The organism is Sorangium sp. So ce375, assembly GCF_051473855.1.
Classification (GTDB): Bacteria; Myxococcota_A; Polyangia; order Polyangiales; family Polyangiaceae; genus Sorangium.
On sequence record NZ_CP150335.1, the window covers coordinates 4,148,087 to 4,165,288 of the forward strand.

12 protein-coding genes are annotated in these 17,202 nt (G+C 73.0%); 4 read left to right on the plus strand and 8 right to left on the minus strand.

Features of this window, described 5'->3' with window-relative positions; all coding sequences use genetic code 11:
• Window positions 1–83 precede the first annotated feature (83 nt).
• Both WME90_RS15495 and WME90_RS15500 read left to right on the plus strand, forming a co-directional pair.
• A complete protein-coding gene (locus WME90_RS15495; RefSeq protein WP_437281888.1) occupies window positions 84–1,421 on the plus strand; it encodes a zinc-ribbon domain-containing protein in 1,338 nt (445 codons plus the stop codon).
• A gap of 210 nt (window positions 1,422–1,631) precedes the next feature.
• Window positions 1,632–4,733, plus strand: coding sequence for a hypothetical protein (locus tag WME90_RS15500; protein ID WP_437281889.1), 3,102 nt, complete (start codon window positions 1,632–1,634; stop codon window positions 4,731–4,733).
• Window positions 4,734–4,869: 136 nt separating this feature from the next.
• Here WME90_RS15500 and WME90_RS15505 read toward each other — a convergent pair whose 3' ends face one another.
• Window positions 4,870–6,315, minus strand: a complete 1,446-nt coding sequence (locus WME90_RS15505; RefSeq protein WP_437281890.1) for a hypothetical protein — start codon at window positions 6,313–6,315, stop codon at window positions 4,870–4,872.
• A gap of 436 nt (window positions 6,316–6,751) precedes the next feature.
• Entirely contained in the window at window positions 6,752–7,432 is a 681-nt protein-coding gene (locus WME90_RS15510) for a hypothetical protein (RefSeq protein ID WP_437281891.1), read from the minus strand.
• A 670-nt stretch (window positions 7,433–8,102) separates the two neighbouring features.
• On the opposite strand from WME90_RS15510, the gene grxD reads away from it, so the two are divergent.
• Window positions 8,103–8,417: a Grx4 family monothiol glutaredoxin gene (grxD, locus tag WME90_RS15515; protein WP_437281892.1), complete on the plus strand. Its 315-nt coding sequence runs from the start codon at window positions 8,103–8,105 to the stop codon at window positions 8,415–8,417.
• Here the strand turns inward: grxD and WME90_RS15520 are convergent.
• Window positions 8,414–9,175, minus strand: a complete 762-nt coding sequence (locus WME90_RS15520; protein WP_437281893.1) for a uracil-DNA glycosylase — start codon at window positions 9,173–9,175, stop codon at window positions 8,414–8,416. The two genes, grxD and WME90_RS15520, sit on opposite strands and share 4 nt — an antisense overlap.
• The gene (locus tag WME90_RS15525; RefSeq protein WP_437281894.1) at window positions 9,172–10,419 is read right to left on the minus strand and encodes an esterase/lipase family protein; all 1,248 of its coding nucleotides are present in this window, start codon (window positions 10,417–10,419) and stop codon (window positions 9,172–9,174) included. The genes WME90_RS15520 and WME90_RS15525 overlap by 4 nt, the downstream gene beginning before the upstream one ends.
• A gap of 131 nt (window positions 10,420–10,550) precedes the next feature.
• Between WME90_RS15525 and WME90_RS15530 the strand changes: the two genes are divergently transcribed.
• Window positions 10,551–11,762, plus strand: a complete 1,212-nt coding sequence (locus WME90_RS15530; protein ID WP_437281895.1) for a hypothetical protein — start codon at window positions 10,551–10,553, stop codon at window positions 11,760–11,762.
• A 4-nt stretch (window positions 11,763–11,766) separates the two neighbouring features.
• On the opposite strand, the gene WME90_RS15535 is transcribed toward WME90_RS15530, so the two are convergent.
• From WME90_RS15535 to WME90_RS15550, 4 genes are all read right to left on the minus strand, one after another.
• Window positions 11,767–12,345: an adenine phosphoribosyltransferase gene (locus WME90_RS15535; protein WP_437281896.1), complete on the minus strand. Its 579-nt coding sequence runs from the start codon at window positions 12,343–12,345 to the stop codon at window positions 11,767–11,769.
• Window positions 12,346–12,410: 65 nt separating this feature from the next.
• Complete coding sequence (surE, locus tag WME90_RS15540) at window positions 12,411–13,187, minus strand: 5'/3'-nucleotidase SurE (protein WP_437281897.1); 777 nt, start codon at window positions 13,185–13,187, stop codon at window positions 12,411–12,413.
• A gap of 24 nt (window positions 13,188–13,211) precedes the next feature.
• Window positions 13,212–14,825: an aldehyde dehydrogenase family protein gene (locus WME90_RS15545; protein ID WP_437281898.1), complete on the minus strand. Its 1,614-nt coding sequence runs from the start codon at window positions 14,823–14,825 to the stop codon at window positions 13,212–13,214.
• 98 nt (window positions 14,826–14,923) lie between these two features.
• Entirely contained in the window at window positions 14,924–17,185 is a 2,262-nt protein-coding gene (locus tag WME90_RS15550; protein WP_437281899.1) for a hypothetical protein, read from the minus strand.
• Between the last annotated feature and the right edge of the window lie 17 nt (window positions 17,186–17,202).

Genomic DNA, 17,202 nt, shown 5'->3' on the forward strand with positions numbered 1-17,202 from the left:
CAGAGAGCGGGCCACCGGCGCGGGATCAAGGTAAACTCTACGCGACGCCTCGCCGGCACTACACCCCTGCGGGCCAGCCCCCAATGAAGATCACCTGCCAGTCCTGTCAGTCGAAATACACCGTCTCGGACGAGAAGGTCCAAGGCAGAACCGTCAAGATCAAGTGCCGCAAATGCGGCGCCACGATCCTGGTGAACAGCTCGGGCGTGACGACGAACGGCGGGCTCGCCGATCCGGTGTCAGGCACGAGCGTTCCGAACGACGGGACGACGTACCTGGTCAACGTAGCGGACGGCGATCAGCGCTCGATGGCGCTGGCCGAGATCGTCGCGAGCTACCAGTCGGGGGTGATCAACGCCGAGACGTACGTCTGGGCGGACGGGATGGCCGACTGGCAGCCGCTCGGCCAGATCGACACGATCGTGTCGGCCCTCCATGCAGGCGGTGCTCCTGCCTCCGTGGCCGCGCAGGAGCCTGCGTCGGTGCAATCGACGTCGGCGCCCAGCGGGGGCGCGGCCCTCGGGCAGACCTCCCCGGGGGTCGAGTCGGTCGCGGCGGCCGCTCCCCGGGCAGCGGCGGTGCGCCGCGATCCAGCGCGTCCGACGCAGGACCTCTTCGGCGGGAGCCCGGTGGCCGAGGCGCACCGGCCCAGCTCCGACGACGTAGCGACGAGCGCTCCGCTCTTCAAGAGCGGCGCCGCCCCTGGCCAGCGCGACGAGAACTCGATGCTGTTCTCGCTGAGCGCGCTCACGGCGAAGGCCGCGCCTGCCCCTGCGCGGGCGGCCGTCAGCGCCTCGGACGACTCCGGCCTCATCGATCTGAAGGCCCTCGCATCGGGAGCTGGTGTTCGAGCGCCGTCGCCGGTCGCGAGCATCGTCGCCAACGATGGCGGCCTGTTTCAGCTCAGCGCGCCGATCGTGACCACGGCGCGAGCGCCGTCCGTCGCGCCGCCGACCGCCGGGGAGGCTCCTTCCAAGAACCGCGCTCCCCTGATCATCGGCGCTGGCATCGCGATCGCGGGCATCGCGATCGCTGGCGTCTTCTTCCTGATGAAGGGCGGCGGCACCACGCCGGTGTCCACCGCAGCCGAGACCACGCCGCCCACTGCGGCGGCGCCGGCGACGACGGCGCCCCCCGAGCCCGAGCCGACGGCGGCGCCGACCGCGTCGGCGACGGCGTCAGCGACCGCGACGGCCGAGCCGGTCGCGAGCGCGGCACCGAGCGCCACGCCGACGGCGGCGGGGGCGCGCCCGGCTGCGAGGCCGTCGCGCCCGAGCACCGGTGGCAGCACCGCAGGCAAGCAGGCGCCTGCTGCAGCCGCTCCGGCGGCGGCCGCTCCGGCCCCCGCCAAGCGCGGCGGCTGCGGGTGCGCGGTCGGCGATCTGATGTGCGCGATGCAGTGCTCTGCAAAGGGCAAGTGAGCGCGCGGCGGCCGTCGTCCGAGCGGTGAACCAAGATCGACCTCGCCAGCGTCGAGCGCGTGGTCGCTGCGCTGGCGCTGGCCTTGCGATGCGCGAACGGCGCGAGCTGGCCGCTGAAGCCGCGCACGACGCGATCCGTTGCTGCACCTCTCGCCTGAGCGCCAGCAAGGACGGTGCGGCGCACGGGCGGCCGCGCTAGCATCGTCCGTGATGAGCGAGCCCGACGGGCGGCTGCACCCGCCGATTCCTCGGTGGAGGCCGCGCGCGGCGCGGCGCTCCGCGATGACGCTGCTCTTCTGCGCGAGCGTCGCGGGGTGCGGTGGAGGGGCGGCGATGACGCCATCCGGAGGACCGGCGCCGAGCGATCGCGGCGGCGCAGGGCACGCGTCGCGTCCGGCTCCCGGCGGGCGATCATCGCAAGGGGCGCTCGTGACCATGGTCACGCCGTCGATGCTGCTCCCGGATCTCGTCGGCGAGCGCGGCGTGGTGGCCAGCGAGGCGGGGGCCAAGCGGGTGCTCATCGATCGCATGCGCGTCATCGCGCACGACGATGGATCGCTCGAGCGCGCCGCCGACCTGTTGCCGTCGGGCCAGGTCACCTCGCTCAAGCTCCCGACGCGCCTCGGGGGCGGTTACCTGTTCTACGCTTCGAACCGCGGCAGCGCGCAGCTCTGGCGGGCCGAGGCGTGGCTCGCCCCGCTCGATCCGCTCGTCCAGCTGTCGTCGGAGGCGAACGAGATCATCCCGGGGTTCGATCGCCTCTATGCCCGGCTCTCGCACAACCATCGGCTGCTCGCGATCGACGCGCAGACGGGCGCGGCGATGCCGCTCGGCCCGCTCCCACCGGCGAGCGCTTACGGCCAGCTCGCGTTCGCCGACGGCTGGCGCGCCGTTGTCGAGGCCGATCTGCGCGGCCTGCTCGTCACGTTCGACGCAGGGGCCACGTGGCGTGAGGTCGAGATCGACGCGCGGCCGACCTCCGTCGGCGTCGTCGGCGGCGACCCCGCCGTGATGACCGCGAACGGGTTCTACGCGGTCGATGCGCGCGGCGGCGTGACATACCGCACCCTGGAGGCTAGCGACGACGTGCAGGAGCCGCCGGCGCGCGCCCAGGGGCCTCTCGGAAGACGCCCGCTTCGTGCCGCGGTCGAGGACGGGTGGCCCGACTCGAGCACGACCGCGGTGGTGGCTCGCGGCGGCGCCCTGGCGCGCGTCTCGCTGCGCGACGGGGCGGTCGTCGACATCGCGCCCGACGCCTATCCGGAGCGAGAGGCGACCTGCCACGCGATCCGCACGGGCGCGTCGTTCGGGTTCGTGTGCGGCGAGCGCGAGGGGCCGACGACGCTCTACGCTTTCCAGCCGCCGCTCGGCATGCGCCGGCTGATGCGCTTCGACGGGCCCCGTCTCGTGGTCTCGAGCGGCAACGGCGCGCTGGTGATCCGCGGGGCCTGCAGTGACGACGGCGAGGTGCATGACGGGCGTGCCTACTGCGTCGTCGCCGCCGACGGGCGCACCCGCGAGATCCACGTCCGCGCACCCGTGCGAGACGTCGGGATCGAGCGCGTCGTCGCGCTGTCGGATGGCCGAGTCGCCGTCGTCTCGCCGCCCCGCCTCGACGCATCGGGGCAGCTCACGCTGCTCAAGGGGAGCGACGTGACCACGATCCCGCTGGTCCTTCCGAACAAGCCCCGCAGCACCGCGCGCGATCTGCAGCGCGGCATGTGGATCGAGGGGTTCGAGGAGCGTGAGCCCGGCGTCATCGGCGGCTGGGTAGAGGCTGGCGGGCCCATCCTCGGCGTTCGGATCGACGTGAAGAGCGGGAAGGTGACCGCGGGCGCGCCGCGCCAGGACGGCACGGGCGCGCTGCTGTCCGGGCGGTTCGCTCTATCTCTCGGAGAAGGCGAGCGCGCTGCCGAGTCGACGGACGGCGGCATGACGTGGCGCTCGATCGACCTGCCGGAGCGAGACGACGACACTGCGGCGTCGAGGACGCGCGCGTGTGGGCCTGTCGGCTGCGTCTTCAGGGGCTGGATCCGGGTCGGGTGGGGCAAGACGGCGCTGCCGGACGATCTCGCCGAGGCGAAGCCCCCGTCGGCGCTCCAGATGCCGCTCCGCGCGGGGAGCCCGATCGCGATGCGCTGCGAGGCGCTCGGCTCGACGACGCCGCCGCTGCAGGACAAGCCGTCCGCCGCGCCTTCCGTGCGCGCCGAAGGCGCGCGCCCGGCGTCGTCGATCGCGCGCACGCCGTCGAAGGAGATCGCGACGTCGCCGTGGGCTCCTTTCCGCAACAGCCCGCCGCCGAAGCTCGGGGCGGACGAGATCGGCCTCGACAACGGGGCTCCGTACGACATCGTGACGATGCGCGCCTACGCATGGGGCAAGCGGGGCGCGGATTGGGCGCGCGCCGGGCGCTGGCTGCTCCGGTTCGACGATCGCTTCGACCCGGAGGGCGGGGTGCGTTCCAGCGGTGTGAGCGCCTCGCCCTGGTCGGATGAGGCTTCGGCCGCCGAGGCGCTCGGGGTGGTGAACCAGGGGGCTGCGTCCTGGGGCGCGTACCTCGATCCTGGCGGACGGGCCGCGTTGACCCACGTGTGTCGGGGCGCCGGATGCAGCCTGTTCGCGGTCTCGGAAGGGCTGCCGATCCTTCCGTTACGCGACAGCGCCGGCCGTGCCGGCAATTTCCTCCGGCCGTTTCCGAACGGCGCGGTGCGGCTCGGCGAGACGTGGTTCTTCGTGACGCCCGGCGGCTCGTACGAGGTCGTGGCGCTGTGGCGCGCCGACCTCGGGATCGCGCGGCAGTTGGCGACGTACTATCGGCCCGGTCGCACGAGCTACGGCGTGGAGCCGCCGCGCTTGGTCCGGCGTGCGCTCGGCGGCGGTATCGGTCTGCTGATCTCGGCAGCGCCCGACCCTGGCGTGCGCGCCGGCTCCTGGCACGTGCTCCCGATCGACCGCGACACCGGCGCGCTGGGCGAGGCGGTGCCGCTCGGCCGCAAGGACCTCGTGGAACCACGGCTCGAGCGTTGTTATCCGGGTCAGGATGGCTGGCTCCTCGACACCAGCCTGGAGGGCATGCCGAGCTTCGATCTCGGCGGCAGCTATTCTTCCGTCGATAACGCCGAGTTCCGGCTTCGCCTGGACCCCGGCAGCGCGTGCGTCGAGGCGATGGCGGTGAGGCTGCAGGGCGCCTTCTCGAAGGCACCCGAGAAGCAGAACGACGTTGGCGCCAGCGCGATCCCGCTCGCTGCGACCGAGCGAGCGACGGGCCGGAGGTGGCGGTTGCGCTGCGGACCGAAGGACGCTGCCAGATGATCCGCTGGTTCCGCGAAGCGGGCGCTCGCGATCGGGGCGGGGCCCCGAGGCAACCAAGGCAGGGCTGCCCGCGCGGAGGAACCGCGAAGCGGCGCAGAAATTCCGCCATTCCTTGCCCGGCTGCTCGCTGGCGGGACTAGTTGGCGATGGTGTCCGGGGAGACGGCGTTTACCTGTCCCTCGACGCTCACCTGCTCGCCCTCCCCGTACCGAATGGTTCCGAGCCAGTCTGCGGTCCATGCGATCGGCGCCGCGGTGCTGTTGATCTGCGCAGGGCCCGAAGCGTTCACGACGATCTCGCCGATCATCCCGGCTGTCTCGGATGCCTCCAGACCAGCGCGCCAGAGGAGCTTGATCCCGCCAGCGCACAGCGTCGCCATGCAGTCGCCGGTGCAGCCGGGGTAGCCGCCGAGCAGCTCGCCGAGCGTCGGGCACTCCGCCGCAGCGGCGAGCGCCGCAGGGACGGACTCCGCAGCCGACTCCGCTGCGACCCCGAGCCCGGTCACCCCGCCGATGTACCGGCTTGGTACCCAGGTCAGCGTCCCCGCAAGCCGGAGCACGTCGCCGGGATCCGCGGTCCACGACATGAAATGTGCCGGTGGAACGCCCGCGCTGTCAGCGGTCACGCTGCCGAGCCACGTCGCCTCGAAGAGAGCGCGTCCCTTCATGTTGTCCACGCCGCTCAGCTGGCCGTCGAGCGCGAGCGGCGTACCCGCGAGCCCGGCGTGAGCCCATCCACGACACCTGTTGCGCAGAGGGATCGGCTGCGCGGCGAGGTGCGCCTGGGTCGCGGCGTCCCAGTCGTGCTCGAGCCGCTGCGCGGCGAACGCGGGCGCCTGGTCCGGTGGTGCCGCGCGCTGCATGGCGTCGAGCAGGAGCTCGGATTCCTCGCCGGCAGGCAAAAATGCGTCGAGCAGCTGCTCGGTCGCAGCTTCGAGCATCGCGTTCAGCCCTTCCGCCGTCACGAGGGTCAGCTTCGCGTCGAGGCGCGTCGCCGCCAGATCGATGGGAAGATCCTTGATCGGGACCCACACGTCGCGCGCGGAGCCGGCCTGAAGCTCTCGTTCGCCCACGCAACCCCACATGATTCGACCGCTGTGGAGAGCGACGCTGAGGCTCGGTCCCACAGGCGCGCCCTCGACGACCACCGGCTCGTCTGGACCGCCGTGCGCTACGAGCGCGCCCACGGGCGCCTCGGGCGCAGCGGCGGCGATCTCCTCGCAGGTGGCCTCCGCGACGACGCTCGCCGTCCAGTCCTTCGCGACGCGCCTTCCCTCGTAAGCCGGGATGACGCGGAGCGTGCCGAAGCCCTCCGCGCTCACCGAAACACCGAGCTCTGCGGACGTCCCATCCTTCGTTGCGGCGCGGAGTCGAAACGTGCTTCCAAGGGTCGACGCGTGCAGCTGGACCGAAGCCCTGCCGTTTTCGTCCGCGACGGTCGTCGTTCGGTCGACCCATGCGCCCGCCGCTTCGCCGAGGAGGGTGAAGCTCACCTCGTAGGGCGCTGGCGGCTGGGCCCTGATCCAGACCGTGCGCAGCTCCCCCGGGACGAGCTGCAGCGTCCCCCGCTCCTCGAACGCCACGACGGTGGGTCGAGGGGTATCCGTCGGGACATCGGGACCCTCCGCCGTTCCGTCGGCCAGACGAAGCGAGCAGGATGCCAGTCCAACCATGGCAATCCGGAGAGCCGAGTGCTTCCAAGGCAAGCGCACGCTTGGAGTGTACCTTGCATCTTCCCCGGCGAACAGCGGAGGGCCGAGCACACGGAGGCCCTCCAGGGGAGCGGCGGTCATTGCCACCGAAGCCGCCGAGCAGCACGCGAGGCGAGCGGGTTCAACAGGGGGCGAGCTCTCGCTCCGCGCCGCGAGGGAGTGCAACGCTGCGTGGCGGAACAGCGGGCGACGCCGCGAGGCGCTGGCGCCGGTGCGGCGAGGCGCTGACAGCGCTGCGGCGAAGCGCCGCCAACGGCGGCGCCGCCGCGCCATGTGACGCAGGCGGCGCCGGATCGCGGGGACGCGACTACTTCACGTAGATCTGGGCGACGGCGAGGCCGCTGCCCTTGACGCTCATGATGGCCTTCGCAGGGCCGCCTACGGGGAGCGGGTTCTTGAAGCAAGAGCCCTTGCCGCCGAGCGTGGCGTTCGGTCCGGTGGTGTTGTCCTGGGAGAGCACCACGGGCGGGAGCATCGGCGCGGGCTGGGCGACGATCTGCAGGTTGAGCTCCTGGACGCCGAGGCCCACGCCGATCACGGAGTAACACTTGCCCGGCTGGATATTGAACGGCTGCTCGAGCGTCTGGCCGTCCTGGAACTGCCCGGCAAACGCGCCGCCTTCCGGCTGCATGCCCTGGACCTCGGAGGCCGCCAGGGCGGTGAGCACCGGGGTCGCCGCGCTCACCGCAGCGGGCGCGATCGGGGTCGCCTGGCCGGTGCTCGTGCCCGTCGCTGTCGGGGTCTGCGTCGGGGCGGGCGTCGTGGTGGCAGGCGGCGGGTACTGGCCCGGCTGGGCAGGTTGACCGTACTGGCCCGGCTGGGCAGGCTGACCGTACTGTCCAGGCGGGTACTGTCCGGGCGGGTACTGGGTTGACGCCCCGTACTGGTTCTGCATCTGCGACGGGTTGTTCGGCTCCGGGTCGCTGCCACCGCAGGCGAGGGGCGCGAGGCCGAGCAGGGCCGCGGGGACGAGGACGTGCAAGCGCATACGAGGCTCCTTCAGGGTTGTGCGGGTGAGGCCGCGACCTTGGGACGCTTGCCGCACCCGCGGCGGCTCACGGCCGCAGGTCACGGTCGGTGAGACGGCCGAGGTGGGGGCGTGTTCTACAACGACTTGGCAGCGCGAGGCCAGACGCTGAGGTGGAGGCAGCTCGAGGCGCGCCCAGGCAGCCGAAAGCGGGCGCCGCCGAGGCCTGGGCACACAGGTCCGGGAGCACGATGTCGACCAGCGTTGTACGTTTCGTTGTCCACGGGCGGGAGCGCGCCCGTCGTGGTCCTCCACGGTCGCGGCCGCCGAGGCCCCTCGGTCGATGCGCTGAGCCTGGCCGTTGCAGCCCACCGACCCCGTAGCGTCGCTGGCGAGGACGCACCCAGCCGTCGTCGCACCTGCCCGAGGATACACTGGGCCCTGCGGCCCTCCATTGGACCCGCGCGACGCTCTCGCCCAGTTGACGCGGGCGGAGGGCGACACCAAAGACCCCGTTCACAACCGCCCGCGAGGCGGGGCGGTCACGTGGTCCGCCTGGCGAGCCCAGTGCGGTCCCGTCGCGAGCCCCGCCGGCCGCCACGGCGTGCGGTCCGGCACTCACGCGCCGCTTCTGTGTAGATTGAACAACGGGCGATCCCGCTCGCGGCCGGCGGGAGATCAGGAACGAGCCATGAGCGACATCCACCAGGCGATCAAGGATACCGTCGAGAGCAACCGCGTCGTCCTCTTCATGAAGGGCACCAAGACCTTCCCGCAATGCGGCTTCTCTGCGCGGGCCGTCGACATCCTGAAAAAGTGCGGCGTGGACTTCAAGGACGTCAACGTGCTGTCCGACCCATCGCTGCGCCAGGGAATCAAGGACTACTCGCAGTGGCCGACGATCCCGCAGGTCTACGTGGATGGGAAGTTCATCGGCGGCTCCGACATCCTGATGGAGATGTTCCAGTCGGGCGATCTGCAGAAGCTCCTGTCGCAGCAGGGCTAGCGTCCGGATCGCTCGGGGACGCGAAGCCCTGCTGCGCTCGCGGCGCGGCGCAGGACCTCGTCGAACATGTCGCCGGTGAGCCGCCCCGTCTGGGTGTTCTGCTGGCTGACGTGGTAGCTGCCGAAGAGCCTCACCTCCGCGGCGCCGCCGCGCGGATCCGGGATGGCCGCCTCCACGCCGTGCGCGAACTTCGGGAGTCGTGGGGGAGCGTCGGCGCGATCCCCGGCGGACGCGCCACGTCCGCGGGCGAGCGCGCCGACTGCGTCATAGCCGATCTTGCCGAGCGCAAGGTAGACGCGCGCTCGATGCAGCGCCGCGAGCTCTCGGTCGAGCCACCCGCGGCACGCCGCGAGCTCGGCGAGCGTGGGCTTGTTGTCCGGGGGAGCGCAATGGCAGGGGGCGGTGATGAACACGCCCCGGAGCGAGAGCCCATCGCCGCGTGAAGTGCTCGTCGGCTGCGAGGCGAGCCCCGCGCGAAAGAGCGCCGCATAAAGGAAGTCACCCGACCGATCGCCCGTGAACATCCGGCCGGTGCGGTTCGCACCGTGCGCCGCCGGGGCCAGTCCGACGATCACGAGCGGCGCATCCGCATCGCCGAACCCTGGCACAGGGCGGCCCCAGTAGGTCTGGTCCCGATAAGCGCGCCGCTTCTCCCGCGCGATCTCCTCGCGCCACGCCACGAGCCGCGCGCAGCGCCGGCACTCGACGAGCTCCGCCGCGATCTGCTCGAGCGCGCGCGCCGCGCCGCCGCGGCTCACGCGGTGGGCTCGCCGCGCGCGCTCGAGGCGCCGCTCTGCCCCGCGTCCAGGCCGCGCTCGGACGCCCGCGCCTCCACCAGCGGGCGCAGCGGCGCCGCTGCCTGCTCTTTCAGGCCGCTCTGCTCGCCGGCCACCATCCCGGTCACGATGCGGTCGAGCACCGCGTCGAAGCGCAGGCGATTGAAGCGGGCGCCGCTCGCAAGCCAGTCGATGTGCCCACCCTTGCCCGGAAAGTGGCCCACGATGTCGAGGTGGTCGGCCTTGCCGGCCCAGATGAGCTCGCCCCAGACCTGCGAGGCGAGCGGGACCACGCCGTCGTTGGCGTCCGGCGGCGGCAGCTCGCCGAGCACTCGCGCGAGCTTCTGCTCGATCGAGCCGTCATGGGAGCGACAAGGGTAGTGCTCGTTCAAGCGAGCGGTGATGTTCGAGAGCGCTGTGAAGATGGCGGCCGACATCGCCCCCCATGGCGACCGGAGCGCCGACACCCAGTCGCGGACGGCGTTGCGCGGCGCGTACGTCGCGACGCTCTGGTAGCGCAGGTCCGCGCGGTCCTCCAGGCCGGCGTGGAGCAGGTCCATCGCCTCCGGCATGAGCTGGACGATGGCGCCCTGGTCGTCGCGCAGGAGCTTCAGCCACGCGCGCAGCTCGCGGCTCGACGCGTCGTCGAGCACGCGGATGAAGCTCTCGACCGCGCGATCGATGAGCTCGATCTCGAAGAAGCCGAGCTGCGCCCGGCCGAACGCGGCGACCAGCGCGGACGCGGCCGCGAGCGGCGGCGCGCCGAGCTTGAGGCCCGCCACCGTCAGCGCGGTGACGGCGTAGAGCAGGCGCTGGCCGCTCACCGTGGCGAAGAAGGCGGCCAGCGGGGTGCCGAAATGGGGCGTGTTGATGGTGGTGACGGACCGCAGCCGGCTCGTCCAGCCGAGCCGGCGGTGAGCGTTCCCGGGGAGCCGTACCGAGGGCGAGGCGACGAGGCGAGCGTCGAGGCCCCCGGTCGAGTGGCCCACGATGTGGATCGGGCCGTCGTCGTCCCCGGCGCTCTCGTCCACGAGGCGGGCGAGCTTCGCCGCACGGCGGAGGATGGAGGCCGTCGGGTGGACCTCGCAGACGTGGATCTCGACGATCCGGCCGCGATCGCGGAAGCGCTCCTCGATCGCGCGGATGAAGTGCTCGAAGTACTCGAGGGAGGCGAGGGTCGCGAAGCCGAACATGCCCGGCGATAGGTAGACGCGCGTCTTCTGCACGCGCGGGAATGTGCCATGTCCACCGGCCCTCCGCGGCATTTCCCTCGCCGCCCGTGCCGGCGCCCACGACAGCCGGACGCGGCGCGAAGAAGCGGCCGCACGCCGGCCGCAAATCCGGCTACCCTGCGATCGTGGACGAGCCCACCGCGCGGGAGATCGAGGCGGCTGTACAGGAGGCTCTGGGCCTGTTTGGAACACCGGGCTCGGTGAGCGTGCAGGGGCGGCAGATCGCGCTGCGCGGGCGCGGGGCGCCGGTGGCGATCGATCTCGAGCAGCTGGTCGAGCAGTGGCCGCTCTTGCCGCAAGAGCTGCGCGTGCGCAAGGCGTCCGACATCGCGCGGCGGCTCGCGCAGGCGCATCGCGCTGTGAGCTCGCTCGCGCCGCCGGCGCCGGCCGCCCGGGTCCGGCCGTCGCGGCACATCGTGATCCCCGTCGGCGTGATCGCGCTCGTGGCCGTCGTCGCGCTCTTCGCGTCGCGCATGCTCCGGTCGCGGGAGGCCCCGGCCGCCTCACCCCCAGCGCCGGAGACGACCGCTGGCGAGGATGCGGCGCGGAACGCGCGCACCTGTGAGGCCGCGCGCAAGCGGATCTACGCCGGCGCTTCCATGGGGCCCTTCGAGCTCGCGGGCTGGGTCGCGGAGCTCTGGCTGGCGATGCCGCGCGGCACCGCCGCGGCGGAGGCCGGCGGCGCCGGGGAACCAGCAGCGCTGACCGCCGAGTCCGTCGGGCTAGGCGCGCTCATCGCGCAGGGCAAGCTGACGGCGGGCGCCGACGCCGAGCTCGCCGCGATCACCGACGGGCTCGTCGAGATCGTCCCCGGGTTCGATGCGGAGGAGGCGGGGCGCTCGCCGTCGTGGCGCGCGATCACGGCGCGCTTCTCCGGCGGATACGCGCGGGCGTACTTCGATCCCGCGCAGCGGGCGCGCTTCGTCGCGCTCGCGGATCGTATGACCGATGCGGCCACCGGCGCGCTGGGCGCCCTGTACGCGCGCTGCGCGCACCTGCCCTACCACGACGCAGGCGCCTGGTTCCGCGGCCCGGATCCGGCCGCGGCGGCGACGGCGCTCGTCTATGCGTCCGGCCTCTTCGCCGAGATGTCGGCGGTCGATCGAGGGGCGCTCGCCGCGCTGCCCGGGGTAGGGCCGATCGACGCCTTGCGCGGCGCCGGCGCCGCGCTCGATGCGGCGAGCCTGGGCAGGCTGGTCGGGGCGCATGGCGGGGGCATCACCAAGGACGGGGCGGGCGCGGTTGTGATCACGTTCCCCGTCGGCGGGCCGACCCGTGCGACGACCGCGAGCCGCACCGTCGCGCGCAAGCTGCAGGTCGGCGTCGGCCAGGACTGAACGATCACTCGCCCGCGGCGAAGCGGACGATCGAGAAGATCGGGACCGCGGCGCCGGCGCGCTCCGCGAGGAGGGCCCGACCGCCTAGGAAATCGAGCTCGACGACGAAGGCGAAGCCGGCGACCTCGCCGCCTTGCTTGCGCGCGAGCTCGGCCGCGGCAGCGGCCGTGCCGCCGGTCGCGAGCAGGTCGTCCACGATGAGGACCTTGGCCCCCGGCGTGATCGAACCCTTGTGCATCTCGAGCTCTGCCGTGCCGTATTCGAGCGCGTACGCCACCCGGTCGGCCGCGGCCGGGAGCTTGCCGGGCTTGCGTACGGGCACGAAGCTCGCGTTGAGTCGGGCCGACAGCGCGCCGCCGAAGATGAAGCCCCGGGACTCGACGCCGACCACGACGTCGACGTGCTCGCCGATGAAGCGCTGGGCGAGGAGATCCAGCGTGATGTGGAGCGCCCGCGGATCCGCGAGGAGCGGCGTGATGTCCTTGAAGAGGATCCCGGGCTTCGGAAAATCCGGGACGTTGCGTAGGTGCGCCTTGAGGTAACGGAGCGCGTGCTCGGAGGGCAGGGCGTCGTGGTTGAACATGCGCCGAGCGTAGGCGAGCGCACCCGAGCCGGAAAGCGCCCCACGGCGTCGCGACGCGAGCTCCGTCAGGCGGTGCGGCCGTCGTTGAGCTCCGCGGCGAGGCGGCCTGCGATGCCCTCGTGCTGCGCGGCGAAGAGGTCGAGGGTCAGCGGCGTGACGCTGACGGCGCCTTCGTCGTAGGCCTCGGTGTCCGAGCCAGGGACGAGGTCGTGACGCACGCCCGCGCCGCCGATCCAGAGGTACTCGTGCCCGCGCGGATCCCGGCGAAAGATCACCTCTTCGGTGTACAAGCGCGCGCCCATGCGCGTGGCCCGCACGGGCCAGCTGTCGCCCGCGGGGATGTTGACATTGAGCAGCGGCGCCGGTCGGCGTCCCTCCTGTCCGGCAGCGCGGTGGAGGGCAAGGGCGAGCCTGACGCCGAGCTCCGCGGCGGCCGGGAGCGACGCGCCCGCGTCGGCGGAGAGCGCGATCGCGGGGACCCCGCGGAGCGCTCCTTCGCGCGCGGCGGCCACGGTGCCCGAGTAGAAGATGTCGGCGCCCAGGTTGAGCCCGCGGTTCATGCCCGATACGACCAGATCCGGGCGCCGCGGCAGCACGCGCGTGCCGGCGTGAAGGGCGACGTAGATGCAGTCGGCGGGCGTTCCATCGACCGCGAACACGCCGGGCGCAGTCTCCAGCAGCCGGAGGACGCGGTGCAGGCTCAGGGAGTGGCTCGTCGCGCTCTGGTTGACCGCTGGGGCGCACACCACCACGTCGGCGTGCCGGGCGAGCTCGTCCCGCACCGCGATCAGACCCGGGGCCGAGTAACCGTCATCGTTGGAGAGGAGGATCAGAGGGCGCATTCGTTCGCTCGATGGGCCTCGCGATCAGCGACCGAGCAGGCGCCTCGCGAGCGCGGCGACGAGCTCGACGAGGGCGCTGATGCGGCCGAACCATCCGGCTCCACCTCGCGCCCGCGCCATCGCGAAGGCGATGGTCCGGAGCGTGGGCGTATAAGGGTACCACCACAGCTCGCTCTTCGCCCTGCTGCGGTCCTCGAGCAAGAAGCGCGGCCGCGTCAGCTCCGAGAGCGCGTGCGGGCTGTTCGTGACGCCGTAGCCGCTGTCTCCCGTCCCCGTCCAGGGCGCGGCCGGGAGCGCGCCCGTGAAGCCGTGGTTGTTGATCGTCACCACGCCGGAGCGCAGCCGTCGCGCGAGCGCAGGGGCCCGCTCGTAGCCTCGGGTCCACAGGCTGGTGGTGAGCGCGAAGCGGGATGTGTTGGTGCGCGCGATCGCTTCCTCGGCGTCCTTCACCACGATGATGGGAAGAATGGGGCCGAAGGTCTCCTCCCGTAGCAGCGGCGTGTCCTCGCGCTCCACCTTGAGGACGGTCGGCGGGAACGCGAGCGAGCCCCCTGCCGGCGCGCCGCCGGCGAGGATCTCCGCCCCGCTCTCGACGGCCGCCTCGAGCTGACGCTGCACGAGCTCGGCCTGCCGCGCGGTCGTCATCACGCCGACGTCGACCCCGGCCCGGAGCTGCCCGGTGAGCGTGACGACGCGCGCGATGAAGCGGTCCGCGATCGACCGCTCGACGTAGACCCGCTCGATCGATGCGCAGTTCTGTCCGGCGTTGGTGAAGGCGCCCCAGAGGACGCCGCGTGCGGCCCGCTCCAGGTCGCAGTCGCCGAGCACGATGGCGCTGTCCTTCCCGCCGAGCTCCAGGGACGTCGGGACGAGCTGCTCGGCGCACGCGACGGCGATCTTCTTGCCGGTCGCGACGCTGCCGGTGAAGACGACGAGATCGACGCCGGCGCCGACGAGCGCGGCGCCGACGTCGCCGCCGCCCTGCGCGACGGCGAGGACGCCTTCCGGGAGCAGCCCTTCGAACAGCGACGCCACGAGCGCGCCGGAGCGCGGCGTGACCTCGCTCGGCTTGAAGACCACGGCGTTCCCCGCGAGGAGCGCCGGCACGATCGTGCGCAGCGGGATCGCGACAGGGTAGTTCCAGGGCGTGATGAGCGCGACGACGCCGCGCGGATCCTTCTGGATTCGCCCGATCTTGCCGGGGTAGGCGAGCGGATCGAGCGCGACGGGGGAATCGTCGAGCAGCTCCTCGATCGACTGTGTCCAGTAGTCGACGAGATCGGCGTTCGGGAGCACTTCAGCGAGCGCGGCCTCCTCGATCGGCTTGCCGCACTCGCGGTGAACGAGCGCGGCGATCTCCTCGGCCCGCGCGAGCAGGCGCCGCTTGACGCGCGCGATGCGCTCGGCGCGCTCCCTGATCGGGACCTCGGCCCAAGCGACCTGCGCCGTGCGCGCTCTGGCGACGATTCCTGCGATGGCGCCGAGCTCTGTCTCGGCCACGTCGTCGAGGGGCCCTCCTCCCGCGGGGCTACGCATCGGGAAGGGGCCAGAGCTCGCCTCCCTGCCGGACGCCGACGGCGCCGCGTCGTCAGCCGCGGCGCCGGCCTCGTGGGGAAGGGTAGTCGTCTCGGAATCCATCGGGCGCGGAGACTAGCACCGCGCTCCTGCCCCTCAGCAGGGGGCACGTGGCCCTCTCGAGCGGGCAAGCCTCGATCGGAGCGGTGAAGGGGGGGTCGCTACGGAGCGGGATCAGGCGCCGGCGCGGTCTCCTCCGCCGGAGCGGGCGCAGCGCCCTCGCCGTCCGGGGAGGCGGTTCCGGCGGGGCTGCCTTTCCGTTTCGTCGGCCGATCGGGCGTCGGGCTCGCCGCGGCGGGCGTGATCGACACGACCGTCTGTTTGCGGCAGCCGACGATGACCGCCTGGCCGGCGGAGAGCCACACGGGGTCCGACGTCTTCTCCGTCGTCAGCTTGCCGAGCCGCACGTAACGTGTCCCGCAAGGCACGTCGAGCGTCTCTCCCGTGCTCCCGGCGAGCGAGCCGTTCACATACACGGAAGCGCGCTCTGGCGAGTTGACCGTCAGGTGGCCCCGGTTCGGCGGCAAATCCTCGGCTTTGCCTGCGGCCGGTGCAGCGCTCGCCTCGGGCGCCGCGCTCGCCTCGGGCGCCGCGCTCGCCTCGGGCGCCGCGCTCGCTGCCGGCGTCGCCGTCTCGACCGCCGACGGAGCAGCCGGCGCCGTCTCGGCGGGCGCGGCGGTCGGCGTCGGCGCGGTGGTCGTCGGCTGCGCTGTCACGTTCTGGGTCGCTCCCGGAGACGTGTCGGGGGCGACGTTCGGGAGGGGAGCGGGCTCGGAGCCGAACACGCCGAGCCGATACGCGACCGCTGCGCCGCCGACGAGGAGCGCCACGGCCGCTATGACGAGGCCAGCGCGGGAGCGCGGGCGCGGCGGCGGTCGTACGGTGGCTCCCGTGTCCGCGGTCGGCCGCGTCGTGACGTGGTCGGACGGCTTCACGTCCTTGTCGGCCGGGAGGGGCGGGTCCTTGGTGATGACCTTCGGGAGAAGGTCGCGGTCGATCGCCTTCGGCCTGGACCTGCGCTCCGCTTCCTCGCTCCCATCCTTCGGCGTTCCGTGCGACGTATCGCCCGTCTCCGCCGCGACCGAGCGCGCGATCGCCTGAGCTTCGGACCGCGCGGAACGGACCGCCGTCTCCTCGTCTTCGAGGCCCTCGGGGCGCGAACGAATGACGGTGGGCTCGTCCTCGAGCATGCCGCGGATCACGGTCGGCTCGTCGTCGACCATCTCGCGGCTGAACTCGCTCTCGGTGGCAGGCTCCCCCATCGCGCGTCGGGTGGCGGCGGCGATCGGGTCCGGCGCCTTGGGGGTGACCGGCTCACCAGAAGAGGACGGCGCGCGGCCCGTGACCGCTTCGAGCGTGGCGGCGTCGTCCGCGGCAGCCGATGCGGTCGTGGCGTGCGCCGCGACGGGCGCCTCCGCGCGGTCGAGCAAGGACCTGCGCTCCGCGCGCGCCTCGGGCGCGGCCTCCGCGGTCGGCCTTCGCTCCGCCGGGAGCCTCAGCGCTGCAGCGGGCTTCTGGCCGGGTTCCGGCTCGTCGGGGAGGAGCCCCGCGAACGAGAGCTCGCTGTCGCCCTCCGTCACCTTCGGCCGCGCAGCCACGTCCTCGTGCGGGAAGAACGGCTTCGTCTCTGCGCGCGGGCTGGAGCCCCGGGCCGCGGGAACCGCCGGGCCTGCAGCGGCCGCGTCCTTGCCCTGGCCAGCCGACCTGGCGGCGGCAGCGGGCGCCGTGGCCTTGGCCGCGGGTCTGGCGGCCTTCAGCTCGGCAGCGTCCGCGGGCGGACGGTAGGTCTCCTGGGCGCCGGCGGGGGGGCCGGCGTCACGGGCATCGGCCCGCGGGAGATCGAGCGACGCCGCGGGCTTCGCGACCGGCTTGCCGGGTGAGCTGGGGGGCGGCGCCGGGCTGCGCCCCAGCGCCGGCGTCGCTGCGGCCGGCTTGCCGGCCGGAGCCTTGGCCGCGCTCGCGGTGGGCGTGGCCGTCGCGGGCGCCTTCACCGGCGGCTGTTGCGGCGTCTTCGCCGGGGATTGCTGCGGCGCCTTCGCGGCCGCCGCAGGCTGCTTCGCGGCGCTGGTCGCAGCGGGCGCGGCGATCTGGCGCGCGTCGGCTGGGCTAGCGCCGACGATCCCCCCGACGTCGTCCAAGACGGGCTCGGGGGCGCGCGGCGCAGACAGTCCGCTCGCGGCGATCGCGCCGGCCGCCGCTGCGGGCCGTGCTTCGTTCGCCGGCGACGTTTCCGCCGAGCTGAACCTGGGGTCGGGCGAGGCCGCGCCCGCCGTGTCGTTGGCGATGGCGCCGGGCGTCTCGCCGCGGTTCGGGACGAGCTCGGCGGAGGCCGCGAGCTGCGCCCGGGTTCGAGGCGCAGCGGCGTTCCGCTGCACCCGGTGGAGGAGCGCTTCGAGGGTGGCGACTTTTTCGGCGACGTTCACGCCGCGCCAGCATATCG

Excerpts from the sequence above, each read along its gene's own strand:
- grxD (WP_437281892.1), top strand. The coding sequence starts at position 8,103 with ATGAGCGACATCCACCAGGCGATCAAGGATACCGTCGAGAGCAACCGC.
- WME90_RS15510 (WP_437281891.1), bottom strand. The coding sequence starts at position 7,432 with ATGCGCTTGCACGTCCTCGTCCCCGCGGCCCTGCTCGGCCTCGCGCCC.
- surE (WP_437281897.1), bottom strand. The coding sequence starts at position 13,187 with ATGCGCCCTCTGATCCTCCTCTCCAACGATGACGGTTACTCGGCCCCG.
- WME90_RS15495 (WP_437281888.1), top strand. The coding sequence starts at position 84 with ATGAAGATCACCTGCCAGTCCTGTCAGTCGAAATACACCGTCTCGGAC.
- WME90_RS15500 (WP_437281889.1), top strand. The coding sequence starts at position 1,632 with ATGAGCGAGCCCGACGGGCGGCTGCACCCGCCGATTCCTCGGTGGAGG.
- WME90_RS15545 (WP_437281898.1), bottom strand. The coding sequence starts at position 14,825 with ATGGATTCCGAGACGACTACCCTTCCCCACGAGGCCGGCGCCGCGGCT.
- WME90_RS15535 (WP_437281896.1), bottom strand. The coding sequence starts at position 12,345 with ATGTTCAACCACGACGCCCTGCCCTCCGAGCACGCGCTCCGTTACCTC.